The organism is Martinezella dioscoreae, assembly GCF_009176305.1.
Classification (GTDB): Bacteria; Pseudomonadota; Alphaproteobacteria; order Rhizobiales; family Rhizobiaceae; genus Rhizobium; species Rhizobium dioscoreae.
The window spans coordinates 272,445-298,692 of the sequence record NZ_BLAJ01000005.1; the positions used below are offsets into that span (position 1 = coordinate 272,445).

30 protein-coding genes are annotated in these 26,248 nt (G+C 59.0%); 1 reads left to right on the plus strand and 29 read right to left on the minus strand.

From position 1 onward, the window contains the following. Positions 1-57: 57 nt before the first annotated feature. From GDN47_RS22135 to rpsL, 27 genes are all read right to left on the minus strand, one after another. A complete protein-coding gene (locus GDN47_RS22135) occupies positions 58-708 on the minus strand; it encodes an adenylate kinase (protein WP_113333541.1) in 651 nt (216 codons plus the stop codon). Next, a complete protein-coding gene (gene secY, locus GDN47_RS22140; RefSeq protein ID WP_069611905.1) occupies positions 705-2,045 on the minus strand; it encodes a preprotein translocase subunit SecY in 1,341 nt (446 codons plus the stop codon). The genes GDN47_RS22135 and secY overlap by 4 nt, the downstream gene beginning before the upstream one ends. Before the next feature lie 226 nt (positions 2,046-2,271). Beyond that, positions 2,272-2,742, minus strand: coding sequence for a 50S ribosomal protein L15 (gene rplO / locus GDN47_RS22145; protein ID WP_069611904.1), 471 nt, complete (start codon positions 2,740-2,742; stop codon positions 2,272-2,274). Positions 2,743-2,759: 17 nt separating this feature from the next. Next, positions 2,760-2,972 (minus strand): 50S ribosomal protein L30, encoded by a 213-nt coding sequence (gene rpmD, locus GDN47_RS22150; RefSeq protein ID WP_007690786.1) that lies wholly within the window; start codon positions 2,970-2,972, stop codon positions 2,760-2,762. Between the two features lie 13 nt (positions 2,973-2,985). After that, complete coding sequence (rpsE, locus tag GDN47_RS22155) at positions 2,986-3,555, minus strand: 30S ribosomal protein S5 (protein WP_004118414.1); 570 nt, start codon at positions 3,553-3,555, stop codon at positions 2,986-2,988. A 130-nt stretch (positions 3,556-3,685) separates the two neighbouring features. Further along, positions 3,686-4,048 carry a 50S ribosomal protein L18 gene (rplR, locus tag GDN47_RS22160; RefSeq protein ID WP_113333543.1) on the minus strand — a complete coding sequence of 121 codons (363 nt, stop codon included), beginning with the start codon at positions 4,046-4,048 and terminating at the stop codon, positions 3,686-3,688. 12 nt (positions 4,049-4,060) lie between these two features. Next, positions 4,061-4,594 carry a 50S ribosomal protein L6 gene (rplF, locus tag GDN47_RS22165; RefSeq protein ID WP_069611902.1) on the minus strand — a complete coding sequence of 178 codons (534 nt, stop codon included), beginning with the start codon at positions 4,592-4,594 and terminating at the stop codon, positions 4,061-4,063. 43 nt (positions 4,595-4,637) lie between these two features. Beyond that, positions 4,638-5,036, minus strand: a complete 399-nt coding sequence (rpsH, locus tag GDN47_RS22170; protein ID WP_015339607.1) for a 30S ribosomal protein S8 — start codon at positions 5,034-5,036, stop codon at positions 4,638-4,640. A 12-nt stretch (positions 5,037-5,048) separates the two neighbouring features. Further along, positions 5,049-5,354 carry a 30S ribosomal protein S14 gene (rpsN, locus tag GDN47_RS22175; protein ID WP_004118406.1) on the minus strand — a complete coding sequence of 102 codons (306 nt, stop codon included), beginning with the start codon at positions 5,352-5,354 and terminating at the stop codon, positions 5,049-5,051. 33 nt (positions 5,355-5,387) lie between these two features. Then, positions 5,388-5,945, minus strand: coding sequence for a 50S ribosomal protein L5 (rplE, locus tag GDN47_RS22180; protein WP_069611901.1), 558 nt, complete (start codon positions 5,943-5,945; stop codon positions 5,388-5,390). Next, positions 5,938-6,246 (minus strand): 50S ribosomal protein L24, encoded by a 309-nt coding sequence (gene rplX, locus GDN47_RS22185; protein WP_069611900.1) that lies wholly within the window; start codon positions 6,244-6,246, stop codon positions 5,938-5,940. The genes rplE and rplX overlap by 8 nt, the downstream gene beginning before the upstream one ends. 11 nt (positions 6,247-6,257) lie before the next feature. Further along, positions 6,258-6,626, minus strand: a complete 369-nt coding sequence (gene rplN, locus GDN47_RS22190) for a 50S ribosomal protein L14 (RefSeq protein ID WP_003573790.1) — start codon at positions 6,624-6,626, stop codon at positions 6,258-6,260. 227 nt (positions 6,627-6,853) lie between these two features. Continuing rightward, positions 6,854-7,093, minus strand: coding sequence for a 30S ribosomal protein S17 (gene rpsQ, locus GDN47_RS22195; protein ID WP_069611899.1), 240 nt, complete (start codon positions 7,091-7,093; stop codon positions 6,854-6,856). 12 nt (positions 7,094-7,105) lie between these two features. Further along, positions 7,106-7,306 (minus strand): 50S ribosomal protein L29, encoded by a 201-nt coding sequence (gene rpmC, locus GDN47_RS22200; RefSeq protein WP_007690763.1) that lies wholly within the window; start codon positions 7,304-7,306, stop codon positions 7,106-7,108. A gap of 11 nt (positions 7,307-7,317) precedes the next feature. Continuing rightward, positions 7,318-7,731, minus strand: coding sequence for a 50S ribosomal protein L16 (gene rplP / locus GDN47_RS22205; protein WP_004118395.1), 414 nt, complete (start codon positions 7,729-7,731; stop codon positions 7,318-7,320). A gap of 36 nt (positions 7,732-7,767) precedes the next feature. Continuing rightward, positions 7,768-8,493, minus strand: a complete 726-nt coding sequence (gene rpsC, locus GDN47_RS22210) for a 30S ribosomal protein S3 (RefSeq protein WP_004118393.1) — start codon at positions 8,491-8,493, stop codon at positions 7,768-7,770. Beyond that, the gene (rplV, locus tag GDN47_RS22215; RefSeq protein WP_004118391.1) at positions 8,493-8,882 is read right to left on the minus strand and encodes a 50S ribosomal protein L22; all 390 of its coding nucleotides are present in this window, start codon (positions 8,880-8,882) and stop codon (positions 8,493-8,495) included. The genes rpsC and rplV overlap by 1 nt, the downstream gene beginning before the upstream one ends. 2 nt (positions 8,883-8,884) lie before the next feature. Beyond that, positions 8,885-9,163 (minus strand): 30S ribosomal protein S19, encoded by a 279-nt coding sequence (gene rpsS, locus GDN47_RS22220; protein WP_037199970.1) that lies wholly within the window; start codon positions 9,161-9,163, stop codon positions 8,885-8,887. Between the two features lie 15 nt (positions 9,164-9,178). Further along, positions 9,179-10,015: a 50S ribosomal protein L2 gene (gene rplB, locus GDN47_RS22225; protein ID WP_069611898.1), complete on the minus strand. Its 837-nt coding sequence runs from the start codon at positions 10,013-10,015 to the stop codon at positions 9,179-9,181. Positions 10,016-10,026: 11 nt separating this feature from the next. After that, on the minus strand, positions 10,027-10,320 hold the full coding sequence (locus GDN47_RS22230; RefSeq protein ID WP_015339600.1) for a 50S ribosomal protein L23: 294 nt from the start codon (positions 10,318-10,320) through the stop codon (positions 10,027-10,029). Then, entirely contained in the window at positions 10,317-10,937 is a 621-nt protein-coding gene (gene rplD / locus GDN47_RS22235; RefSeq protein ID WP_015339599.1) for a 50S ribosomal protein L4, read from the minus strand. Before rplD ends, GDN47_RS22230 begins: the two co-directional genes overlap by 4 nt. A gap of 13 nt (positions 10,938-10,950) precedes the next feature. After that, entirely contained in the window at positions 10,951-11,592 is a 642-nt protein-coding gene (gene rplC / locus GDN47_RS22240; protein WP_075852342.1) for a 50S ribosomal protein L3, read from the minus strand. 39 nt (positions 11,593-11,631) lie between these two features. Further along, positions 11,632-11,940, minus strand: a complete 309-nt coding sequence (rpsJ, locus tag GDN47_RS22245; protein WP_003547547.1) for a 30S ribosomal protein S10 — start codon at positions 11,938-11,940, stop codon at positions 11,632-11,634. Positions 11,941-12,248: 308 nt separating this feature from the next. Then, entirely contained in the window at positions 12,249-13,424 is a 1,176-nt protein-coding gene (gene tuf / locus GDN47_RS22250) for an elongation factor Tu (protein ID WP_152094262.1), read from the minus strand. A 66-nt stretch (positions 13,425-13,490) separates the two neighbouring features. Beyond that, the gene (gene fusA / locus GDN47_RS22255) at positions 13,491-15,590 is read right to left on the minus strand and encodes an elongation factor G (RefSeq protein ID WP_106997622.1); all 2,100 of its coding nucleotides are present in this window, start codon (positions 15,588-15,590) and stop codon (positions 13,491-13,493) included. Between the two features lie 30 nt (positions 15,591-15,620). Further along, the gene (rpsG, locus tag GDN47_RS22260; RefSeq protein WP_069614847.1) at positions 15,621-16,091 is read right to left on the minus strand and encodes a 30S ribosomal protein S7; all 471 of its coding nucleotides are present in this window, start codon (positions 16,089-16,091) and stop codon (positions 15,621-15,623) included. Positions 16,092-16,172: 81 nt separating this feature from the next. Then, on the minus strand, positions 16,173-16,544 hold the full coding sequence (gene rpsL / locus GDN47_RS22265) for a 30S ribosomal protein S12 (RefSeq protein WP_003507760.1): 372 nt from the start codon (positions 16,542-16,544) through the stop codon (positions 16,173-16,175). 508 nt (positions 16,545-17,052) lie between these two features. On the opposite strand from rpsL, the gene GDN47_RS22270 reads away from it, so the two are divergent. Continuing rightward, entirely contained in the window at positions 17,053-17,346 is a 294-nt protein-coding gene (locus GDN47_RS22270) for a transcriptional regulator (RefSeq protein ID WP_152094263.1), read from the plus strand. Between the two features lie 114 nt (positions 17,347-17,460). Here GDN47_RS22270 and rpoC read toward each other — a convergent pair whose 3' ends face one another. Continuing rightward, on the minus strand, positions 17,461-21,669 hold the full coding sequence (gene rpoC / locus GDN47_RS22275; RefSeq protein WP_113353738.1) for a DNA-directed RNA polymerase subunit beta': 4,209 nt from the start codon (positions 21,667-21,669) through the stop codon (positions 17,461-17,463). A 176-nt stretch (positions 21,670-21,845) separates the two neighbouring features. Beyond that, positions 21,846-25,988, minus strand: coding sequence for a DNA-directed RNA polymerase subunit beta (rpoB, locus tag GDN47_RS22280; RefSeq protein WP_152094264.1), 4,143 nt, complete (start codon positions 25,986-25,988; stop codon positions 21,846-21,848). Between the last annotated feature and the right edge of the window lie 260 nt (positions 25,989-26,248).

Below are 26,248 nucleotides of genomic sequence, written 5' to 3' on the forward strand. Positions count from 1 at the left end.
TGTTTAGCGGAATCAGCGCAAAAAAGCAACCGCTCCGGCAAGTTTATTTTAGGCTATCTAAAGCTTAGCCAGGATAGCCTCTATGCTCTCAGTCACATGCTCGATATCGGCCATGCCGTCGATGCTCTGCAACTTGCCCTTGGCATAGTAGTAACCGATCAGCGGCGAGGTCTCCTTGTAGTAGACCTGAAGACGGGTCGCCATGGTTTCGGCATTGTCATCCGGGCGGCGCTTGAAATGCGTCGAGCCGCATTTGTCGCAGACACCGGCATTTGCCGGAACCTTGTCAGTGTCGTGATAGACGCTGCCGCAATTCGAGCAGGAATAGCGGCCAGAGACGCGGCGAATCAGTTCGGCGTCGTCCACTTTGAGCTCAATCACGACGGAGAGCTCGAGGCCCTTCGCGCTAAGCATCTTCTCCGTGGCATCAGCCTGTACAAGAGTGCGCGGGAAACCATCGAGAATGAAACCCTTGGCACAATCCGGCTGATCGATGCGTTCGGAAACGATCGCGTTGACGATCTCATCCGAAACAAGCTTGCCGGCGTCCATGACAGCCTTGGCGCGCTTGCCAACTTCCGTGCCGGCCTGAACGGCCGCACGCAGCATATCGCCAGTGGAAAGCTGCGGAATGCCATGCTTTTCCACGATGCGCTGGGCCTGGGTCCCCTTACCTGCTCCCGGCGGCCCTAAAAGTATGAGTCTCATCGCCCCCTCTTTCCTCCACGCAACTTCGATTTCTTGATCAGGCCTTCATATTGCTGTGCGATCAGGTGACCCTGAATCTGCGCCACCGTATCCAGCGTTACGCTAACCACGATCAGAAGCGAAGTGCCACCCAGAGACAAGGGAATACCTGTCTGGGATACGAGAATTTCGGGCAGGATGCAGACGAAGACAAGATAGATCGCGCCGATGACCGTGATGCGGGTCAGCACGTAATCGATATATTCGGCGGTGCGCTCACCCGGACGGATACCGGGAATGAAGCCGCCGTGCTTCTTCAGATTGTCGGCCGTGTCCTTCGGATTGAAGACAAGCGCCGTGTAGAAGAAGGCGAAGAAGGCGATCAGAGCGGCGTAGAGCACCATATAGACGGGCTGTCCGTGGCCGAGCGCTGCAACGATGGACGTTACCCAGGCCGGAAGCGCGGTGTTGTTGCCGAGACCGGCGACGGTTGCCGGCAGCAGAAGCAGCGACGACGCGAAGATCGCCGGGATGACGCCCGAAGTGTTCAGCTTCAGCGGCAGGTGCGACGTATCGCCCTGGAACATGCGCGTGCCAACCTGGCGCTTCGGATATTGGATCAGCAGGCGACGCTGCGCGCGCTCGACGAAGACGATGAGCGCGATGACCAGAATAGCGACGACCAGCACGGCGAGAATAAGAGGCGTGGAAAGCGCGCCCGTGCGGCCAAGCTCCAGGGTACCGGCGAGCGCGGTCGGAAGACCGGCGGCGATACCCGCGAAGATGATCAGCGAAATGCCGTTGCCAATACCGCGCGACGTCACCTGTTCGCCAAGCCACATCAGGAACATGGTGCCGCCAAGCAGCGTGATGACGGTGGAAATGCGGAAGAACCAGCCGGGATCAACGACGACGCCGTTGCCATGCTCCAGGCCGATCGCAATGCCATAGGCCTGCAATGCGCCGAGCAGCACCGTGCCGTAGCGGGTGTACTGGTTGATGATCTTACGGCCCTGCTCGCCTTCCTTCTTCAGGTTTTCGAGCGAGGGAACAACCGAGGTCATCAGCTGAACGATGATCGAGGCGGAGATATAGGGCATGATGCCGAGCGCGAAGATCGCCATGCGCTGCACGGCGCCGCCCGAGAACATGTTGAAGAGACCGAGAATGCCGCCCGACTGATTCTGGAAAGCCTGGGCATAGGCGGCAGGGTTGAGGCCAGGAAGCGGAATGTGGGTGCCGAGCCGGTAGACGAGGAGAGCGCCGAGGGTAAACCACAGGCGCTTCTTGAGATCCTCGGCTTTGGCAAAGGTCGAAAAATTGAGGTTGGACGCCAATTGTTCCGCTGCAGAAGCCATGCAAATCTCCGCATCACCAATTCCGGCATAGTCGGCCAAGTCCGGAATCGGTCTGTAAATTGTTCAAAAGCCGGGCTTCGGACGGATTGCGCTGCAATCGGGCGCCTCACCCTTGGTTCCCGTTATCGATCGGAAAGACACTTGCCGCATCGATCAGATTCGTGAGGCTCACATATGGGAGCAAAATCGCCCGAAGTGAAGTCACTTCGGGCGATTGTTGATAATATTATTCTGCGGCAGCAGCGAGCAGCTTGACGGAACCGCCAGCCTTTTCGATCTTCTCGACTGCGGACTTGGAAGCGCCTGCAACTTCAAGAGCAAGCTTCGCCTTCAGTTCGCCGTCCGAGAGAACCCGAACGCCGTCCTTGACGCGGCGAATAACGCCGGCAGCCTTGAGAGCTGCTGCATCAACAGTGCTCTTGGCATCGAGCTTGCCGGCATCGACGGCAGCCTGGATGCGTGCCAGCGATACGACAACGTAGTCGGATGCGAAGATGTTGTTGAAGCCGCGCTTCGGCAGACGACGGTAGATGGGCATCTGACCGCCTTCGAAGCCGTTGATCGCAACGCCCGAACGGGACTTCTGACCCTTCACACCACGGCCACCGGTCTTGCCGGAGCCGGAGCCGATGCCGCGGCCGAGGCGCTTGCGGCTGTGGGTCGAGCCTTCGTTATCCTTGATTTCATTCAGTTTCATAGCGAATTACCTCCGGCTCACTTCTCGTCGACAACGCGAACGAGATGCTGGACAGCACGGATCATGCCACGAACAGCCGGAGTATCTTCCAGCGTGCGGCGACGGTGCATTTTGTTCAGTCCGAGACCGATCAGCGTCTTCTGCTGAACATCCGGACGGCGGATCGGGCTGCCAATCTGCTCGACCGTAACGGTCGCCTTAGCTTCAGCCTTCTTGGTCGTCTTGGCCATAGGTCAAACTCCCTTATTCTTCGGAGGCGTTGCCCGAAGCGGCGCGGCGAGCCTGCAGGGTGGCATACTTGATGCCGCGCTGAGCTGCGATGTCCTTCGGGTGAACCTGGTGCTTCAGGGCGTCGAACGTGGCGCGAACCATGTTGTACGGGTTCGACGAACCGGTCGACTTGGCAACGACGTCATGAACGCCGAGCGTTTCGAAAACGGCGCGCATCGGGCCGCCGGCGATGATACCGGTACCGACCTTGGCCGAGCGCAGCAGAACCTTGCCGGCGCCATGACGGCCATGAACGTCGTGATGCAGCGTACGGCCGTCGCGCAGCGGTACGAAGATCATGTCGCGCTTGGCGCTTTCGGTTGCCTTGCGGATGGCTTCCGGCACTTCGCGTGCCTTGCCATGGCCGAAGCCTACGCGGCCCTTCTGGTCGCCAACGACGACGAGAGCGGCGAAGCCGAAGCGACGGCCACCCTTAACAACCTTGGCGACGCGGTTGATCGCGACCAGCTTGTCGACGAATTCGCTATCGCGCTCTTCACGGCTCTGACGGTCTTCCCGCGGAGCCCTCTTTTCCTGTGCCATTGTCCTCTTCCTTTTTCTTTTCCGGGTGCAACGGGCAAACAAAACGAAGACCGCATGAACCTCCCAACGGAGATTTGCGGTCCGGTGAATATCCGGCCGGCATCCTTGAGATCACCGGCCGGAAATCTGATTAGAAGGTCAGGCCGCCTTCGCGGGCTGCTTCAGCCAGGGCCTTGATGCGGCCGTGGTAAATGAAAGCGCCGCGATCGAACACGACTTCCTTCACGCCGGCCTTGGAGGCGCGCTCTGCAACGAGCTTGCCAACGAGGGCTGCGGCTGCGGTATCGGCACCGGTCTTCAGAGAACCGCGCAGATCCTTGTCGAGGGTAGAGGCAGCCGCGAGGGTCTTGCCAGCCACATCATCGATGATCTGAGCGTAGATGTTCTTCGACGAGCGATGAACCGACAGGCGCGGACGGCCATTGGCCACCGCCTTGATTTGACGGCGCACGCGGTTGGCGCGACGCGCAAGTGCTTCTTTCCTGCTAGCCATTTCGCGTGTTCCTTACTTCTTCTTGCCTTCTTTGCGGACGATCCGCTCTTCGGCATACTTAACGCCCTTGCCCTTGTAGGGCTCAGGACCGCGATATTCGCGGATTTCAGCGGCAACCTGACCAACTTGCTGCTTGTTGATGCCGGTGACGACGATTTCCGTCGGCTTCGGCACAGCAATGGTGATGCCCTGCGGCGGCTGATAAATCACGTCGTGGCTGAAGCCGAGCGCCAGCTGCAGGTTCTTGCCCTGCATGGAGGCACGGTAGCCGACACCGTTGATTTCGAGCTTGCGCTCGTAGCCGTCCTTAACACCCTTGAAGATGTTCTCGATCATGGTGCGGGACATGCCCCACTTTGCGCGAGCATCCTTGGAGTCGTTGAGCGGCGTCACGACGATTGCATTGTTTTCCAGCTTGAGACCGATTTCGTCGTTAGCGACGAAAAACAGCTCGCCCTTGGGGCCCTTGGCAGTCACTTTCTGGCCATCAACCGTGGCCGTGATCCCTGCAGGTACCTGAACGGGCTTCTTACCGATACGAGACATTTTTCAAACCTGTCTGTTTCGAAGGAGATATCTCTGTTCGATCTTAGAAGACCGAGCAGAGAACCTCGCCACCAACATTCTGTTCGCGAGCCTGGTGATCGGCCATCACACCCTTCGGAGTCGAAAGGATGGTAATGCCGAGACCGTTCGCGACCTGCGGAATGGACTTGACCGAGACATAAACCCGGCGGCCCGGCTTGGACACACGGCCGATCTCGCGGATCACCGATGCGCCTTCGTAGTACTTGAGTTCGATGTTGAGCTCAGACTTGCCGTTGCCGAAATCGACGACGGAATAGCCACGGATGTAGCCTTCAGCCTGGAGCACATCGAGAACGCGTGCACGGAGCTTGGACGCAGGCGTCGAAACCGACGACTTGCGGCGCGAAGCGCCATTGCGGATGCGGGTGAGCATATCGCCCAAAGGATCAGTCATAGACATCTAATCTGCTCCTTACCAGCTGGACTTGACGATGCCCGGCACCTTGCCGAGATTGCCGAGTTCACGCAGCGCGATACGCGACATGCGCAGTTTGCGGTAGTAGGCGCGCGGACGGCCAGACACTTCGCAACGGTTGCGAATACGGGTCTTCGATCCATCGCGCGGGAGCGATGCCAGCTTCAGAGTGGCCTTGAACCGGTCTTCGATCGAGAGAGACTGGTTCATGATGATTGCCTTGAGAGCAGCCCGCTTCGCGGCCTGGTTGGCAACCGTATTGCGGCGGCGCTTGTTCTTTTCAACTGCGCTTGTCTTCGCCATATCAGGGTTCCTTTTCTACGCTCGTCGTTACGGTTATTGACGGAACGGGAAGTTGAACTCTTTCAGAAGAGCCCGTGCTTCGTCGTCGGTCGTCGCCGTCGTGCAAACGATGATGTCCATGCCCCACATCTGATCAACCTTGTCGTAGTTGATCTCAGGGAACACAATGTGCTCCTTGATGCCCATGGCAAAATTGCCACGACCGTCAAAGCTCTTCGGGTTCAGGCCGCGGAAGTCGCGAACGCGCGGAAGCGCGATGTTGACCAGACGATCCAGGAACTCATACATGCGGGCGCCGCGCAGGGTAACCTTCGCGCCGATCGGCATATTTTCGCGGACCTTGAAGCCAGCGATGGAGTTGCGTGCGCGGGTGATGACCGGCTTCTGGCCAGCGATGGCCGCCAGGTCGGCAGCAGCAACGGTCGGCTTCTTCGAATCAGCCGTCGCTTCGCCAACACCCATGTTAATCACGATCTTGTCCAGCTTCGGGATCTGCATCTCGTTAGCGTAGGAGAACTGCTCCTGCATGGCTGCACGGATGCGAGCAACATATTCCTTCTTGAGCCGCGGCTCGTACTTTGCCTCAGCCATCGATCACTTCTCCCGAGGTCTTGGCCACACGGACCTTCTTGCCATCCACAACCTTGAAACCGACGCGGGTCGGCTTGCCGTCCTTGTCGACGATCGCAATGTTGGACAGGTGAAGCGGGGCTTCCTTGCTGATGATGCCGGCTTCCTGGTTCTGCGTCTGGCGCTGATGGCGCTTGATGACGTTGACGCCACGAACGACCGCACGGTCTTCCTTCGGCAGCACTTGAATGACTTCGCCGGTACGGCCCTTGTCCTTACCGGTCAATACGACAACCTTGTCGCCTTTACGGATCTTCTGCATCGCTCCGCTCCTTACAGTACTTCTGGAGCCAGCGAGATGATCTTCATGTGGTTCTTGGCGCGAAGTTCGCGCGGAACCGGTCCGAAGATACGGGTGCCGATCGGCTCTTTCTTGTTGTCGATGAGGACTGCTGCGTTGGTATCGAAGCGGATGACGCTGCCATCCGGACGACGGATGTCCTTGGCGGTACGAACAACAACCGCCTTCATCACGTCACCCTTCTTCACACGGCCGCGCGGGATAGCTTCCTTGATCGAAACGACGATAACGTCGCCGATCGAGGCATACTTGCGCTTCGAGCCGCCCAGCACCTTGATGCACATGACACGACGTGCGCCGGAATTATCCGCCACGTCGAGGTTTGTTTGCATCTGAATCATGTCAGGTCGCCTTCTTGTTGTTACCGGAATGGTTGGGCCAATCGACCCCCTACCCCGGCTTATGGACTAGTGTCTTGTCTGATTATGCCTGGGCTTCGGAACCGCAACGGGTCGCCTCTGCCGGCCATCAATAAAGCAAAAGAACGCCCGTTCGCGAGCGTCCTGCTTCCAAGCTCGTGCTTCATACAGATATTTCGCCCAAGCGCAAGGGCCTGAGCGAAATTCTGTTACTTGGACTGGGCGGAAACGACCGTCCAGGTCTTATCCTTGGAGATCGGCGCGCATTCCTCGATGGAAACGACGTCGCCGGTCTTGTACTGATTGTTTTCGTCGTGAGCCTTGTACTTCTTGGAACGACGAACGGTCTTCTGGAGCAGCGGGTGAGCGAAACGACGCTCAACGCGGACAACTACCGTCTTCTCGTTCTTGTCGCTGACCACGACGCCCTGCAGAATGCGCTTCGGCATGTTATTCTTCCTTTAGGCCTTTGCTTCTGCCGCCTTCTGGCGGGCAATGGTTTTTACGCGAGCGATGTCCTTGCGGACTTCGTTGATGCGCGAGGACTTCTCGAGCTGGCCGGTCGCCTTCTGAAAGCGCAGGTTGAACTGCTCCTTCTTCAGCTTGGCAAGCTCGTCCTTGAGTTGGTCGGCGCTCAGGGCGCGAACATCTGCGGCTTTCATGAGCTTCTTCCTTACTCTGCAATGCGCTGAACGAAGCGCGTCTTGACCGAGAGCTTGGCAGCGCCGAGGCGCAGGGCCTCACGAGCGATTTCTTCGCTCACACCGTCGATCTCGAACATCATACGGCCGGGCTTGACCTTGCATGCCCAGTATTCGACAGAGCCCTTACCTTTACCCATACGGACTTCGGTCGGCTTTGCGGTTACCGGAACATCCGGGAACACGCGGATCCATACACGGCCGGCGCGCTTCATATAGCGCGTGATCGCGCGGCGGGCCGCTTCGATCTCGCGAGCGTTGACACGGTTAGGCTCCTGCGACTTCAGGCCGAATTCGCCGAACGCCAGATCAGAACCACCCTTGGCAACGCCCTTGATGCGGCCCTTGAATTGCTTGCGGTACTTCGTACGCTTTGGCTGCAACATTTTCTTATTCTCCGAACTTATCTGCCACGTACGCTATCAAGCGTTGTCGCGGCGACGGTCTCTATCGCGATCGCGGCTAGCCGGACCCTGGGCGTCGCCTTCGAGCGCACGGCGTTCGGAGGCCATCGGATCGTGCTCAAGGATTTCGCCCTTGAAGATCCAGACCTTGATGCCGCAGATACCGAAAGCGGTTTCTGCTTCAGCCGTACCGTAGTCGATGTCGGCGCGCAGCGTATGCAGCGGCACGCGACCTTCGCGGTACCATTCCGTACGAGCGATTTCAGCACCGCCGAGACGGCCGGCGCAGGTGATCTTGATGCCTTCGGCGCCAAGACGCATCGCGGACTGAACGGCGCGCTTCATAGCGCGACGGAAAGCGACACGGCGTTCCAGCTGCTGAGCGATCGACTGGGCAACCAGCGTCGCGTCGATTTCCGGCTTGCGAACTTCAACGATGTTGAGGTGCGTTTCGGAATTCGTCATGTCCGACAGCTTCTTGCGGAGCTTGTCGATGTCAGCGCCCTTCTTGCCGATGATCAGGCCCGGACGAGCCGAGTGGATCGTGACGCGGCACTTCTTGTGCGGACGCTCGATGACCACCTTGGAGATACCAGCCTGCTTCAGTTCGTTCATGACGAACTTGCGCATCTTCAGGTCTTCGTGGAGGAGCTGGCCGTACTCGGCATTGTCCGCGAACCAGCGGCTATCCCAGGTACGGTTGATGCCAAGACGAAAGCCGATCGGATTGATTTTCTGACCCATTATGCGGCCTCCCCTTGAGCTTCCACTTCACGAACGACGATCGTCAGGTGCGCAAACGGACGCTCGATGCGAGATGCGCGGCCGCGGCCACGAGCGTGGAAACGCTTCATGACGATCGACTTGCCGACGTAAGCTTCCGCAACGACCAGCGAGTCAACGTCGAGATCGTGATTGTTTTCTGCATTGGCGATCGCAGATTCGAGCGTCTTCTTCACAGCGCCAGCGATACGCTTGCGCGAGAATTCCAGCTCTGCGAGCGCGCGGTCAACCTTCTTGCCGCGGATCGAAGCCGCGACCAGGTTGAGCTTCTGCGGGCTGACGCGGAGCGTGCGCGCAACTGCCTGCGCCTCGTTGTCCTTCAGCCGGCGTTCGGTTTTTGCCTTGCCCATTGTTACTTCCTCTTCGCCTTCTTGTCCGCACCGTGACCATAATAGGTACGGGTCGGGGCGAACTCGCCGAACTTGTGTCCGACCATGTCTTCATTGACGCTGACCGGAATGTGCTTGCTGCCGTTGTAGACGCCGAAGGTGAGACCAACGAACTGCGGCATGATGGTGGAGCGACGGCTCCACATCTTGATTACTTCGTTACGTCCGCCTTCACGCACCTTCTCAGCCTTCTTGAGAAGATAGCCGTCAACAAACGGACCTTTCCATACTGAACGAGCCACTTGAGACTTCCTCTCTTACTTCTTGCGCTGATGGCGCGAGCGCATAATCATCTTGTCGGTCGACTTGTTCGACCGCGTACGCTTGCCCTTGGTCGGCTTGCCCCATGGGGTCACCGGATGGCGACCACCGGAGGTGCGGCCTTCACCACCGCCGTGCGGATGGTCAACCGGGTTCATGACAACGCCGCGGTTATGCGGCTTCTTGCCACGCCAACGCGAACGACCGGCCTTACCGTCGTTGATGTTGCCGTGATCCGGGTTCGAAACCGCACCGATCGTGGCAAGGCAGGTGCCGTGCACGAGGCGCTGTTCGCCCGAGTTCAGGCGAAGGATCGCCATGCCCTGGTCACGGCCGACGAGCTGAGCGTAGGAACCGGCGGAACGAGCGATCTGACCGCCCTTGCCCGGCTTCATTTCCACATTGTGGATGATGGAGCCGACCGGGATGAACTGAAGCGGCATGGTGTTGCCAGGCTTCACGTCCACTGCCTTTTCCGAAGCGATGACCTTGTCGCCCGAAGCGAGACGCTGCGGAGCGAGGATGTAGGCCAGTTCGCCGTCCGTGTACTTCACCAGAGCGATGTAAGCGGTACGGTTCGGATCGTATTCGATACGCTCGACGGTTGCTTCGACGTCGAACTTGCGACGCTTGAAGTCGACCAGACGATAGCTGCGCTTGTGACCACCGCCCTGGAAACGGACGGTGATGCGGCCGGTGTTGTTACGGCCACCCTTGGAGGTGAGGCCTTCGGTCAACGACTTGACCGGCTTGCCCTTGTAGAGCGAGGAGCGATCGACAATGACCAGCTGACGCTGGCTCGGGGTCGTCGGATTGAATGTTTTCAATGCCATTTTCTTATTCCTCAGAGACCGGTGGAGACGTCGATCGACTGGCCTTCGGCGAGCGTCACAACAGCCTTCTTCACGTCCTTCTGCTTGCCGACAAGACCCTTGAACCGCTTGGTCTTGCCGAGGCGCAGCAGAGTGTTAACGGCCGTAACCTTGACGCCGAAGAGCGCTTCGACGGCAGCCTTGATTTCCGGCTTCGTCGCGGTCTTCGCAACGTTGAAAACAACCTGGTTATTGTCCGACAGCAGCGTGGACTTTTCGGTGATCGCCGGAGAAACGATCACATCATAATGGCGAAGATCCGTCACTTGAACCGCTCCTCTAGAGCTTCAACTGCAGCCTTGGACAGCACGAGCTTGCCGCGGCGCAGGATGTCGTAAACGTTGATGCCCTGAACCGGCAGAACATCGATGTTCGGGATGTTCTGGGCTGCGAGCTTGAAGTTGCTATCGAGCTCAGCACCGCCGATGAACAGAGCGTTCGTCAGGCCGAGCGTCTCGAAAGCGCCAGCGAGTGCCTTGGTCTTGGCTTCGGTAGCGACGAGATTGTCGATGACAATCACGTCTTCAGCCTTGAACTTGGCAGAGAGAGCGTGACGCAGGCCGAGGGCGCGAACCTTCTTCGGCAGATCATGCTCGTGGCTGCGAGCGACCGGGCCGTGAGCCTTACCACCGCCGCGGAACTGCGGAGCGCGAGCCGAATGGTGACGAGCGCGGCCCGTACCCTTCTGCTTGTACATCTTGGCACCGGTGCGCGCTACGTCTGCGCGGCCCTTGGCCTGATGCGTGCCCTGCTGCTTCTTGGCAAGCTGCCAGCGAACGACGCGAGCGAGAATGTCTTCACGCGGCTCGAGGCCGAAAATCGCATCAGAAAGGGAAACCTTCCCGGCGTCTTTGCCCTCAAGGGTCTTGACGTTGAATTCCATTGGTTTGGCTCCCTTACTTCGCTGCCGACTTGACGGCGTCGCGCACGATGATCCAGGCGCCCTTGGAGCCGGGAACCGCACCCTTGACAAGGATCAGACCGCGATCTTCATCGGTCGATACCACTTCAAGGTTCTGCGTCGTGACGCGGGTCTGGCCCATGTGACCAGCCATCTTCTTGTTCTTGAACACCTTGCCCGGGTCCTGGCGCGAGCCGGTCGAACCGTGCGAGCGGTGCGAAACCGACACACCGTGCGTGGCGCGCAAACCGCCGAAGCCGTGGCGCTTGATGGCGCCGGCAAAGCCCTTACCGATCGTCGTGCCGGTCACGTCGACGAGCTGACCCGCCGTGAAGTGACCTGCGTTGAGCTCGGTGCCAACTGCGAGCAGATTGTCTTCCGTGACACGGAATTCTGCGAGCTTGGCCTTCGGCTCTACGCTTGCGACGGCGAAATGGCCGCGAAGAGCCTTCGTCGTGTTCTTAACTTTAGCCTGGCCGGCACCGAGCTGAACTGCGGTGTAGCCATTCTTTTCAACTGTGCGCTGGGCTACGACCTGGCAGCCTTCCATACGCAATACGGTAACCGGGACATGCTCGCCGGCGTCGTTGTAGACGCGGGTCATTCCCACCTTTTGTGCAATCACACCTGAACGCATCGGTTCAATCCTTCTCACTCAGCTCGAGGACCGGAGGCCTTAGAGCTTGATCTCAACATCGACACCGGCGGCGAGATCAAGCTTCATCAGCGCGTCTACCGTCTGCGGGGTCGGGTCAACGATGTCGAGGAGGCGCTTATGCGTGCGCATCTCGAACTGCTCGCGGCTCTTCTTGTCGATGTGCGGGGACCGGTTTACCGTAAACTTCTCGATACGAGTCGGAAGCGGAACGGGGCCCCGGACGCTTGCACCGGTGCGCTTCGCCGTCGACACGATCTCGCGCGTGGAAGCATCGAGAATCCGGTGATCGAACGCCTTCAGGCGAATGCGGATATTTTGGCCGTTCATTCGACGTTATCCTTGTGTTTGTTATCTCGCGTGCCCTTCGAAAAGGCACGGTTTGTTCTGTTTCCTAAGGCGGACCACCGGTTTCAAAGATCGAGAGGGACGCCGGCTACGGCATCCCCATCCACTCTTTAGGCCTTTCGGCCCACCTTATTGTTAATTTCATTGGCCGCTTCGTCATCCGAAGCAGCGCGCAAATCGCGCTCGCGCGCCATTTGCAACATTTCTATGTCATAAGCAAGCGGCTAGAGCCGCTTGCATCATAATATTGTCATCGAATCGGCCACTCGGATGGAGTGGCCGTCTTCGAATTACTCGACGATGGAGGCGACGATGCCTGCACCGACGGTGCGGCCGCCTTCGCGGATCGCGAAGCGCAGCTTTTCTTCCATCGCGATCGGAACGATCAGCTCGACGTCAACCGTGACGTTGTCGCCCGGCATAACCATTTCCGTGCCTTCCGGAAGCGTCACGATGCCGGTCACGTCAGTCGTACGGAAGTAGAACTGCGGACGGTAGTTCGTGAAGAACGGCGTATGACGGCCGCCTTCTTCCTTCGTCAGGATGTAGGCTTCGGCCTTGAACTTCTTGTGCGGCTTGACAGAACCCGGCTTGCACAGGATCTGACCACGCTCGACGCCGTCACGGTTCACACCACGGATCAGCGCACCGATGTTGTCGCCGGCCTGACCCTGGTCGAGCAGCTTGCGGAACATTTCAACGCCGGTCACCGTCGTCTTCGACGTCGGACGAATGCCGACGATTTCGACTTCTTCACCAACCTTGATGATACCGCGCTCGACGCGGCCCGTCACAACCGTACCACGGCCCGAGATCGAGAACACGTCTTCGATCGGCATCAGGAACGGCTGGTCGATCGGACGCTCAGGCGTCGGGATGTAGGCGTCAACCTGAGCCATCAGCTCGCGGATCGCGTCTTCGCCGATCTTCTTGTCCGAATCTTCAAGAGCAGCAAGCGCCGAACCCTTGACAACCGGGATGTCGTCGCCCGGGAAGTCGTAGGACGACAGAAGTTCGCGAACTTCAAGCTCGACGAGCTCGAGAAGCTCAGCGTCGTCAACCTGGTCGACCTTGTTCAGGAACACGACGATTGCCGGAACGCCAACCTGGCGGGCGAGCAGGATGTGCTCGCGCGTCTGCGGCATCGGGCCGTCGGCAGCAGAGCAAACCAGGATCGCGCCGTCCATCTGAGCGGCACCCGTGATCATGTTCTTCACGTAGTCGGCGTGGCCGGGGCAGTCAACGTGCGCATAGTGACGGTTCGGCGTCTCGTATTCAACGTGGGCCGTCGAGATCGTGATGCCACGAGCCTTCTCTTCCGGAGCCGCGTCGATTTGGTCATACGCCTTGAACTCGCCGAAGTACTTCGTGATCGCTGCCGTCAACGACGTCTTGCCGTGGTCAACGTGACCGATCGTCCCGATGTTAACGTGCGGCTTATTGCGCTCAAACTTACTCTTTGCCATTTTCGGCTCTCCGTTTTCCTGTCCCCTGAGGGATCAATTCTTGTTATCGGTCAATTGGTATTCCGGTCACTTCTGACCGGAATACTTTGCCTGGATTTCCTGTGCGACGTTCGACGGAACCGGCGCATAATGATCGAAGGTCATCGTGTACTGTGCACGACCCTGAGACATCGAGCGCAGGTTATCGACGTACTTGAACATGTTCGCCAGCGGAACGTTCGCGCTGATGACGACGGCGATACCGCGGCTCTCCTGGCCCTGGATCTGACCACGGCGAGAGTTCAGGTCGCCGATAACGTCACCGACGTAGTCTTCCGGCGTTACGACTTCGACCTTCATCATCGGCTCGAGGAGCTGAGCACCGGCTTCGCGAGCTGCTTCACGGAAGCAAGCGCGAGCGGCAATTTCGAAGGCCAGAACCGACGAGTCGACATCGTGGAAGGCACCGTCGATGAGCGTCGCCTTAACGCCGAGCATCGGGAAGCCTGCCAACGGGCCCGAAGACAGAACGCTTTCGATACCCTTCTGAACGCCCGGGATGTATTCCTTCGGAACAGCACCGCCAACGATCTTGGATTCGAACTTGAAGTCTTCGCCTTCCGGGTTCGGCTCGAATACGAGCTTGACGCGTGCGAACTGACCGGTACCGCCGGTCTGCTTCTTGTGCGTGTAGTCCTTTTCCGTCAGGCGCGTGATGGTTTCGCGGTAGGCAACCTGCGGCGCGCCTACGTTTGCTTCAACCTTGAACTCACGACGCATGCGGTCGACGATGATGTCGAGGTGCAGTTCGCCCATGCCCGCGATGATCGTCTGACCGGATTCCTGGTCGGTCTTGACGCGGAAGGACGGGTCTTCTGCAGCCAGGCGATTGAGCGCAAGGCCCATCTTTTCCTGGTCACCCTTGGACTTCGGCTCGATCGCGATCTGGATGACCGGTTCCGGGAATTCCATGCGCTCGAGGATAACCGGCTTCAGCGGGTCGCAGAGCGTGTCACCCGTCGTGGTTTCCTTGAGGCCGGCGAGAGCAACGATGTCGCCAGCATAGGCTTCTTCGATGTCTTCACGGGAGTTGGAGTGCATCTGCAGCATGCGGCCGACGCGCTCGCGCTTGTCCTTGACCGTGTTCATGACCGAAACGCCCTTCTCCAGCTTGCCGGAATAGATACGGGCAAAAGTGAGCGAACCGACGAACGGGTCGTTCATGATCTTGAACGCGAGCATCGAAAGCGGCTCGTTGTCGTCAGCGTGACGCTCGATCTCGGCTTCCGTCTTGGCATCGATGCCCTTGATCGCCGGAATGTCGAGCGGCGACGGCAGGTAATCGACAACGGCGTCGAGGAGCGGCTGAACACCCTTGTTCTTGAATGCGGTGCCGCAGAACATCGGATGGAACTTGACGTCGATCGTGCCGCGACGAACGAGTTCGCGGATCTTGTCGTTGTCAGGCAGGTTGCCTTCGAGGTAGGCTTCCATCGCGGCTTCGTCGATCTCGACAACGGTCTCGATCAGCTTTTCGCGATATTCTTCAGCCTTGGCCTTCATGTCTTCCGGGATTTCGACGACGTCCCACTGGGCGCCGAGCGACTCGTCGCGCCAGATCAGAGCGTTCATCTCGACCAGGTCGATAACGCCCTTGAAGTCGCTTTCAGCGCCGATCGGCAGCTGCATGACAACTGCGGTCGCGCCGAGGCGGGTCTTGATCATCTCAACCGAGCGATAGAAGTCGGCGCCGGTCTTGTCCATCTTGTTGCAGAAGATCATGCGCGGAACATGATACTTCTCAGCCTGACGCCAGACGGTTTCCGTCTGCGGCTCAACGCCGGCGTTGGCGTCGAGCAGCGCGATAGCACCGTCGAGAACGCGCAGCGAACGCTCGACTTCGATGGTGAAGTCAACGTGGCCGGGAGTGTCGATGATGTTGAAGCGGCGGGTCTTGCCGTCACGGCCCTTCCAGAAGGTCGTGGTAGCAGCAGAGGTGATCGTGATGCCACGCTCCTGCTCCTGCTCCATCCAGTCCATCGTGGCAGCGCCATCGTGAACTTCGCCGATCTTGTGCGACTTACCGGTGTAGTAAAGAATACGCTCGGTCGTCGTGGTCTTGCCGGCGTCGATATGCGCCATGATACCGAAATTGCGGTAGTCTTCGATTTTATATGCGCGAGCCATTGTGGACTGCCTTTCCGAAACCGTTCGGGATTACCAGCGATAATGCGAGAACGCACGGTTGGCATCAGCCATCTTGTGCGTGTCTTCGCGCTTCTTGACGGCAGCGCCGCGGTTGTTGGAGGCATCGAGAAGTTCGCCGCACAGACGGTCGATCATCGTCGTCTCGTTACGCTTGCGAGCAGCGGTGATCAGCCAGCGGATGGCCAGAGCCTGGCGACGCTCAGGACGCACATCCACCGGAACCTGGTACGTAGCACCACCAACGCGGCGCGAGCGGACTTCAACGTGCGGAGCGATGTTATCCAAAGCCTGATGGAACACGCCGAGCGGTTCCTGCTTTGCCTTGCCCTGCACGGCGTCAAACGCGCCATATACGATGTTTTCCGCTACGGACTTCTTGCCGTCCAGCATGATGGCATTCATGAACTTGGTAACAACCAGATCGCCGAACTTCGGGTCCGGATTGATCTCGCGCTTTTCTGCTCTATGACGTCGGGACATGTAACTTCTCGTCTCTCAACTGTTGCGACGCTTAACCACGCGGAGAACCTCGCGCAGCGCCGGATTATCTAAAAATCCGAATTACTTCGGACGCTTTGCACCGTACTTCGAACGGCGCTGCTTGCGGTTCTTGACACCCTGGGTATCGAGAACGCCGCGGATGATGTGGTAGCGAACACCCGGAAGGTCCTTAACGCGGCCGCCACGGATCATGACGACAGAGTGTTCCTGAAGGTTGTGACCTTCACCGGGGATGTAACCAATGACTTCGAAGCCGTTGGTCAGGCGGATCTTTGCGACCTTACGCAGAGCCGAGTTCGGCTTCTTCGGCGTCGTGGTGTAGACGCGGGTGCAAACGCCGCGCTTCTGCGGGTTCTCCTGAAGAGCGGGAACCTTGTTACGCTTTACCTGCGCCTGGCGAGGCTTGCGGATCAGCTGGTTTACGGTAGGCATTCAACCATCCCTTGTAAATCTATCTCGACACCCTTGCGGGCATGACTTTCGCCGTCACCGGCACGACACACGTTCGTCTCAATGCGCAAAACGTGGCCCGATCCGCTCTCGCAGATGGACCACAGAAAAGCAGAGGACACCGAAGGTGGCGTCGTGCGAGCAGCATTCGTGTCTTCAACGTGCGTTTAGAACCTTGTTTGAGGTGAACTCCAGGGCGCGTCGCCCCGAATAGCCATGCCTCACATGGGTTCCGATGGCGGCGGTACTACTGGTTTCCCACCGGTTCGTCAAGGCCGGTTAAGAAATTATCTTTGTCATAAAGCCCGGAAACCCCGGCCAAACCAGCCATTTGGCGCATTGGATAGGGAAATGCCGCCCCTTCGGCAAGATGGACTTTGGTATTTCGGCAAAATCCCTATAAGGAATCACGGAAGAACATTTCCATCTGACGGACCCACGCGGCGAAAAGGAATCGCCGGGTCGATTCGATACTCCCGAAGGAAGATCCATGATTACTGCGCCAGACAATGACAACAATTCCGACGGCCCCATGGTCTTCATCATCATCGGCAAGGGTTATGAGACCGATGGCGGCGAAGGCACCGACCTGCACGTCATGCTGAAAGCGCCCGACGATGATACCGCCGTGCGCGAGGCACTGAACGCTCTTGCCGAAGAGGGCTTCATCGAGGCCGACCTCGACCAGATCGGACTCCTGACGGATATTCCGGACGAGGAACCGCATGCCTCCGCCTATCAAGGCGCACTCGAAGGCGAAGTCGCAATCATCCGCTTCCGCTGATCGGACAACCGTCTGAGGAAGGCGGCCCCCCTCACCTTGCCGATTTCATTATGCACAAAAAGAAACCGCCCGGATCGCTCCGGGCGGTTTTGATTTTTGTCAATTCAGACCAGCTTATTCAGCCGGGCTGTTCTCGCTAGCGAGATCCTGCAGCATCGGCGTTGCAACGCCGGCGCCCGTGCCCTTGCGACGCTCTTCGAGGATGAGCTCGTCGCGGGCCGTAGCGATGCGGCGGATCTGCGTCATGGTACCGCCGGTACCGGCCGGGATCAGGCGGCCGACGATGACGTTTTCCTTCAGGCCCTGCAGACCGTCGGTCTTGCCGGCGATTGCAGCTTCGGTGAGCACCTTCGTCGTTTCCTGGAAGGATGCAGCCGAGATGAAGGACGGCGTCTGCAGCGATGCCTTGGTGATGCCGAGCAGAACCGGATCGCCATAAGCAGGCTTCTTGCCTTCTTCGATCAGGCGGTCGTTGGCGTCTTCCAGCTCGATACGGTCGACGTTGTCGCCGACGATGTACTGGCTGTCGCCCGCATCGGTGATTTCCACCTTCTGCAGCATCTGACGGACAATCACTTCGATGTGCTTGTCGTTGATGACAACGCCCTGCAAGCGGTAGACTTCCTGGATTTCGTTGACCAGGTAAGAAGCCAGAGCCTCCACGCCCTTGATCGCCAGAATGTCGTGCGGAGCCGGGTTACCGTCGAGGATGTAATCACCCTTTTCGATATAGTCGCCTTCCTGAAGGTGGAAGGGCTTGCCCTTCGGGATCAGGTATTCGACCGGCTCGACACCGTCTTCCGCCGGCTCGATGATGACGCGACGCTTGTTCTTGTAATCGCGGCCGAGGCGGATCGTACCATCGATCTCTGCGATGATGGCGTGGTCCTTCGGACGACGAGCTTCGAACAGTTCGGCAACACGCGGCAGACCACCGGTGATGTCCTTGGTCTTGGCGCTTTCCAGCGGCGAACGGGCGAGAACGTCACCCTGAGACACCTTCTGCCCCGGCTCGACCGACAGAATCGCGTCGACCGAAAGCAGGAAGCGTGCTTCACCACCGCGCGAGAGCTTGGCGACATTGCCGCTGGCGTCCTTGATGACGATCGCCGGCTTCAGATCCGAGCCGCGCGGCGTCGAGCGCCAGTCGATAACCTGACGCTTGGTGATGCCGGTGGATTCGTCCGTCGCTTCGAGGACCGAGAGACCGTCGACGACATCTTCGAAGTGAACCGTACCGGCCACTTCCGTCATCATCGGACGGGTATAGGGGTCCCACTCTGCGAGACGCTGACCGCGCTTTACCTTGTCGCCATCGTCGACATAAAGCTTCGAGCCGTAGGCAACGCGCTGCGAGGAGCGTTCAACGCCACGTTCGTCCAGGATCTGCACCGTCATGTTGCGGCCCATGGCAACGAGGTTGCCTTCGGAGTTGCGCAGCATATTCCGGTTCTTGATCTGAACCGTGCCCTCGTAAGAGGCTTCCAGGAACGACTGGTCGACCACGGTCGCCGTGCCGCCCAGGTGGAAGGTACGCATGGTCAGCTGCGTGCCCGGCTCACCGATCGACTGTGCGGCGATGACGCCGACAGCTTCACCGATGTTGACAGGTGTACCGCGAGCAAGGTCGCGACCGTAGCAGACCGAGCATACGCCCGTCTGGATTTCGCAGGTCAGAGCCGAACGGATGCGGATGGACTGGATACCAGCCTTCTCGATCTCGATGACATCGGGCTCGAGGATCATCTTGCCGGCATCGACGATGCGCTCACCCGTGACCGGATGATCGATGTCGTCCAGGGCCGTACGGCCGAGGATGCGGGCGCCGAGCGAGGCAACGACCTGACCGGCATCGACGATGGCGGTCATGGTGAGGCCGTTTTCGGTACCGCAATCGATCTGCGTGACGATGCAATCCTGCGCGACGTCGACCAGACGGCGGGTCAGGTAGCCCGAGTTCGCGGTCTTCAAGGCGGTGTCGGCCAGACCCTTACGGGCACCGTGCGTCGAGTTGAAGTACTCGTTAACGGTGAGGCCTTCCTTGAAGTTCGAAATGATCGGCGTCTCGATGATTTCGCCCGACGGCTTGGCCATGAGGCCGCGCATGCCGCCCAGCTGGCGCATCTGGTTCGGAGAACCACGAGCACCCGAGTGGCTCATCATGTAGATCGAGTTCATCGGCTTCTGACGACCGGTCTTTTCGTCGAATTCGACGGCCTTAATGCGGGCCATCATTTCTTCGGCGACCTTTTCGGTGGCCTTACCCCAAGCGTCGACAACCTTGTTGTACTTTTCGCCCTGGGTGATCAGACCGTCGTTATACTGCTGCTCGTATTCCTTCACGAGCGCTTCGGTATCGCCGACGATCTTGGCCTTGGTGTTCGGGATGACCATGTCGTCCTTGCCGAACGAAATGCCGGCGCGGCAGGCATGGGCAAAGCCGAGCTGCATGATGCGGTCGCAGAAAATGACCGTGTCCTTCTGGCCGCAATGACGGTAGACCGTGTCGATCATCTTGGAGATGTTCTTCTTGGTCATTTCCTGGTTGCAGATGTCGAAGGTGACCTTTGCATGCTTCGGCAGAAGTTCGCCGATCAGCAGACGGCCGGGGGTCGTTTCATAGATCTTCGAATATGGCTTGCCATCTTCGCCGACCGACTTGAAGCGGCCGCGGATCTTCGAATGCAGCGTCACGACCTTGTTCTCAAGTGCGTGATGCAGCTCGCCGAGATCAGAGAAGGCCATGCCTTCGCCCGGCTCGTTCTGGTTCAGGATCGACAGATAGTACAGGCCGAGAACCATGTCCTGCGAGGGAACGATGATCGGCGCGCCGTTTGCCGGGTGCAGAATGTTGTTGGTCGACATCATCAGCACGCGGGCTTCAAGCTGGGCTTCCAGCGAGAGCGGAACGTGAACGGCCATCTGGTCACCATCGAAGTCGGCGTTGAAGGCCGTGCAGACGAGCGGGTGCAGCTGGATGGCCTTGCCTTCGACCAGCGTGGGTTCGAAGGCCTGGATGCCCAGGCGGTGCAGCGTCGGTGCGCGGTTCAAGAGAACCGGATGCTCGCGGATGACCTCGTCGAGGATATCCCAGACTTCCGGCTTTTCCTTTTCGACCAGCTTCTTGGCCTGCTTGACGGTCGAGGAGTAACCCTTCGCATCGAGACGGGCATAGATGAACGGCTTGAACAGCTCGAGCGCCATCTTCTTCGGCAGACCGCACTGATGCAGCTTGAGCTCCGGACCGGTCACGATGACCGAACGGCCGGAATAGTCGACGCGCTTGCCGAGCAGGTTCTGACGGAAGCGGCCCTGCTTGCCCTTGAGCATGTCGGACAGCGACTTCAGCGGACGCTTATTGGCGCCGGTGATGACGCGGCCGCGACGGCCGTTATCGAACAGCGCATCGACAGATTCCTGCAGCATGCGCTTTTCGTTGCGGATGATGATGCCCGGAGCGCGCAGTTCGATGAGACGCTTCAGACGGTTGTTACGGTTGATGACGCGACGGTACAGATCGTTCAGATCCGAGGTCGCGAAACGGCCGCCATCGAGCGGAACCAGCGGACGCAGGTCCGGCGGGATGACCGGGACGACCTTCATGATCATCCATTCCGGGCGATTGCCGGATTCCATGAAGTTCTCAACGATCTTCAGGCGCTTCATCAGCTTCTTCTGCTTGAGATCCGACGTCGTGTCGGCAAGCTCGGAGCGCAGGTCGCCGGCGATCTTTTCGAGATTCATGCTGGCCAGCATCTCGTAGATCGCTTCAGCGCCGATCATGGCGGTGAACTGGTCCTCGCCATATTCGTCGACGGCGAGCATGTACTCTTCTTCCGTCAGGAGCTGATGCTCCTTGAGCGCGGTGAGACCCGGCTCGGTGACGATGTAGTTTTCGAAGTAGAGAACGCGCTCTACATCCTTCAGCGTCATGTCGAGCAGCGTCGAAATGCGCGAAGGCAGCGACTTCAGGAACCAGATGTGGGCAACGGGAGCGGCGAGCTCGATATGGCCCATGCGCTCACGGCGAACGCGCGACAGCGTGACTTCGACGCCGCACTTTTCGCAGATGATGCCCTTGTACTTCATGCGCTTGTACTTGCCGCACAAGCATTCGTAGTCCTTGATCGGTCCGAAGATTCGCGCGCAGAAAAGACCATCACGTTCCGGCTTGAACGTACGATAGTTGATCGTTTCCGGCTTCTTGATCTCGCCATAAGACCAGGAAAGAATCTTCTCCGGCGACGCAATCGAAATCCGGATGGAATCGAAATTCTGCGCAGGCACCTGCGGATTGAAAAGATTCATGACCTCTTGGTTCATGCCTATCTCCTTTAGGGGCGAAACGCCCTCGAATTGCGTGCAGTGCCGGCAAATCCCGGGAACCGGACTGACGCTTTAAAACCGCCTTGCGGCGCCATGCATCCAAAGGGACGCCAACGGCGCTGCAATATTCCAAGCGGTGCGCGCTGACCGACAGCGCGCACCCTGACAGGCTATTACTCGGCTGCGTCCGGAAGCTGGCTTGCCGTCTGCAGATCGTCGACCTTGGAATTTTCCAATTCGACGCTGAGACCCAGCGAGCGCATTTCCTTGACGAGAACGTTGAAGCTTTCCGGAATGCCCGCCTCGAAGGTGTCGTCGCCACGAACGATGGCTTCGTAGACCTTGGTACGGCCGGCCACGTCGTCCGACTTGACCGTGAGCATTTCCTGCAGCGTGTAAGCTGCACCGTAAGCTTCGAGCGCCCAGACTTCCATTTCGCCGAAGCGCTGGCCGCCGAACTGCGCCTTACCGCCCAGCGGCTGCTGGGTGACCAGCGAGTACGGACCGATCGAACGGGCGTGGATCTTGTCGTCGACAAGGTGGTTCAGCTTCAGCATGTAGATGTAGCCAACCGTGACCTGGCGGTCGAACTGCTCGCCGGTACGTCCGTCGTACAGCGTCGACTGGCCGGTTTCCTTGAGACCTGCCATTGCCAGCATCTTGTTGACGTCGACTTCGCCAGCACCGTCGAAGACCGGGGTTGCGATGGACACGCCACGCTTCCACTGGTCGGCCAGACGCAGAACCGATGCATCGTCGTACTCGTGAACGTCGTCGCTCTTCGGGCCATCGCCAACGACCAGGTCGATCGTCTTGCGCAGAGGCTCGATGTTGCCGCTTGCCTTGTAGGCTTCGATCAGTTCGCCGATCTGACGCCCCATGCCGGCGCAAGCCCAGCCCAGGTGCGTTTCGAGAATCTGACCGACGTTCATGCGCGAGGGCACGCCGAGCGGGTTCAGCACGATATCGACATGCGTACCGTCTTCCAGGAACGGCATGTCCTCGACCGGAACAATGCGTGAGACCACGCCCTTGTTCCCGTGACGGCCTGCCATCTTGTCACCCGGCTGGATCTTGCGCTTCACAGCAACGAAGACCTTGACCATCTTCATGACGCCCGGAGGCATTTCGTCGCCACGCTGGACCTTCTCGACCTTGTCCATGAAGCGCTGTTCGAGGCGCGACTTGGATTCGTCGTACTGGCCACGCAGGGCTTCGAGCTCGCTCTGGACCTTTTCGTCCTCGACGGCGAACATCCACCACTGCGAACGCGGATACTCGGAAACGACGGCGTTCGACAGTTCCGTGCCCTTCTTGAAGCCCTTCGGACCAGCAAGAGCAACCTGACCACGCAGCATCTCCACCAGGCGGCCGTAGACGTTACGATCGAGGATCGCCTGTTCGTCGTCACGGTCCTTGGCAAGGCGTTCGATCTCTTCGCGCTCGATCGCCATGGCACGTTCGTCCTTTTCGACGCCGTGACGATTGAAGACGCGAACTTCGACGACCGTGCCGTAGGTGCCGGGCGGCATGCGCATGGAGGTATCGCGAACGTCCGATGCCTTTTCACCGAAGATGGCGCGCAGGAGCTTTTCTTCCGGCGTCATCGGGCTTTCGCCCTTCGGCGTGATCTTGCCGACGAGGATATCGCCCGGCTGAACTTCGGCGCCGATATAAACGATGCCGGCTTCGTCCAGGTTCTTCAGCGCTTCTTCCGAAACGTTCGGAATATCGCGGGTGATTTCTTCCGGACCGAGCTTGGTGTCGCGCGCCATCACTTCGAACTCTTCGATGTGGATGGAGGTGAACACGTCGTCGGCAACGATACGCTCGGAGAGCAGGATCGAGTCTTCGTAGTTGTAACCGTTCCAAGGCATGAACGCGACGAGCACGTTGCGGCCAAGAGCCAGATCGCCGAGATCGGTCGACGGACCGTCCGCCAGGATGTCGCCCTTGTTGACCACGTCACCGACTGTCACCAGCGGACGCTGGTTGACACAGGTGTTCTGGTTCGAACGTTGAAACTTCATCAGGCGGTAGATATCGACGCCGGACTTCGACGGATCGAGGTCTTCGGTGGCGCGGATAACGATACGTGTTGCGTCGACCTGGTCGACCACGCCGCCGCGGCGGGCGCCGATAGCAGCACCGGAGTCACGCGCCACGACCGGCTCCATGCCGGTACCGACGAACGGGGCTTCGGCACGCAGAAGCGGCACGGCCTGACGCTGCATGTTCGAGCCCATGAGAGCGCGGTTGGCGTCGTCGTTTTCCAGGAACGGGATCAGAGCGGCAGCGACCGAAACCAGCTGCTTCGGCGACACGTCCATCAGGTTGATGTTGTCGCGCGGAGCGAGCATGACTTCGCCGGCATGGCGGCAAACGACGAATTCCTCGATGAAGGAGCCGTCGGCGTCGAGCTCGGCGTTGGCCTGAGCAACGTAGTACTTCGCCTCTTCCATAGCGGAGAGGTAGAGCACGTCGTTGGTCACCTTACCGTCGATGATGCGGCGATAAGGGCTTTCGATGAAGCCGTACTTGTTGACGCGGGCAAAGGTCGCCAGCGAGTTGATGAGGCCGATGTTCGGACCTTCCGGCGTTTCGATCGGGCAAATACGACCGTAGTGCGTCGGATGAACGTCGCGGACTTCGAAGCCGGCACGCTCGCGGGTCAGACCGCCTGGGCCGAGAGCCGAAAGACGGCGCTTGTGGGTGATTTCCGAAAGCGGGTTCACCTGGTCCATGAACTGCGACAGCTGCGAAGAGCCGAAGAATTCGCGGACAGCGGCGGCAGCCGGCTTTGCGTTGATCAGATCCTGCGGCATGACCGTGTCGATTTCGATCGAGGACATGCGTTCCTTGATCGCACGTTCCATGCGCAGAAGACCCAGACGATACTGATTTTCCATCAGCTCGCCGACCGAACGGACGCGGCGGTTGCCGAGGTTGTCGATATCGTCGATCTCGCCCTTGCCGTCGCGCAGCTCGACGAGCATCTTGACCACGGCCAGGATGTCGTCCTTGCGCAGGATGCGGACGGTGTCTTCGACGTCGAGGTCGAGGCGCATGTTCATCTTCACGCGGCCGACGGCGGAGAGATCGTAGCGCTCCGCATCGAAGAACAGCGAGTTGAACATGGCTTCGGCCGATTCCATGGTCGGCGGCTCACCCGGACGCATGACGCGATAGATGTCGAACAGAGCGTCCTGGCGGTTCTCGTTCTTGTCTGCTGCGAGCGTGTTGCGGATGTAGGCGCCGACATTGATGTGGTCGATGCCGAGAACCGGGATCTCGTCGAAGCCCGCGTTCAGGATAACCGGCAGTGTCTTCTCGTCGATTTCGTCGCCGGCTTCGAGATAAATCTCACCGGTCTGGAAGTTGACGATGTCTTCTGCCAGGAAGAGGCCATACAGCTCTTCGTCGGTCGCCTTCAGAGCCTTCAGGCCCTTGTCCTGCAGCTGACGCAGCAGGCGCGGCGTGAGCTTCTTGCCGCCTTCGACAACGACTTCGCCGGTGTCGGCGTCGATCATGTCGGCAACGGTCTTGGCGCCCTTCAGAGTTTCCGGCTTGAAGGGAATGCGCCAGCCATCGCCGTCGCGCTGATAGAGCGACTTCGTGTAGAAGGTCGACAGGATGTCTTCGCCATCCATGCCGAGCGCCATCAGCAGCGACGTCACCGGAATCTTGCGGCGGCGGTCGATACGGGCGTAGACGATGTCCTTGGCGTCGAATTCGATATCGAGCCAGGAGCCGCGATACGGGATGACGCGAGCGGCGAAGAGCAGCTTGCCGGAAGAATGGCTCTTGCCCTTGTCGTGATCGAAGAAGACGCCCGGCGAACGGTGCATCTGCGACACGATCACGCGCTCGGTGCCGTTCACGATGAACGTACCGTTGTTCGTCATGAGCGGCATGTCGCCCATGTAGACGCTCTGTTCCTTGATGTCCTTGATGGACTTCGCGCCCGTATCCTCGTCGATATCGAACACGATCAGACGGAGGGTCACCTTCAGCGGCGCGGCGTAGGTCAGGTCGCGCTGGCGGCACTCATCGACGTCGAACTTCGGCGGTTCGAACTCATAGGAAACGAACTCCAGCATGGAAGCGCCGGAGAAATCGGTGATCGGGAAAACCGACTTGAAGACAGCCTGAAGACCTTCGTCCGGGCGGCCGCCCTTCGGTTCTTCGACCATGAGAAACTGATCGTAGGATGCCTTTTGAACCTCGATGAGGTTCGGCATCTCTGCGACTTCGGGAATCTTACCAAAAAACTTGCGTACGCGCCTGCGACCGTTGAACGAAAGGGTCTGAGCCATCGTCGCTCCTTTAAAATCCTGCACCCGGGCCTGCAACGGATGGGAACCGCTGGCCAGGCGACCCCATCAATCAATGAGTAGTTCAATCTCGTCTATCTAACCGAAAACCGCTCAGCCGGATTGCGTCGCGGTTCGGTTTGAGACCATCCTCTTGAAGAACCCATTACCCAAAAGCCGTTTTGCCCGCGGCTTTTGGGTAATTCGTTCAGAAAAACGGCAAATGGGAGGTAGCAAAAAGCCACCTCCCAAAGCAGTTTCAA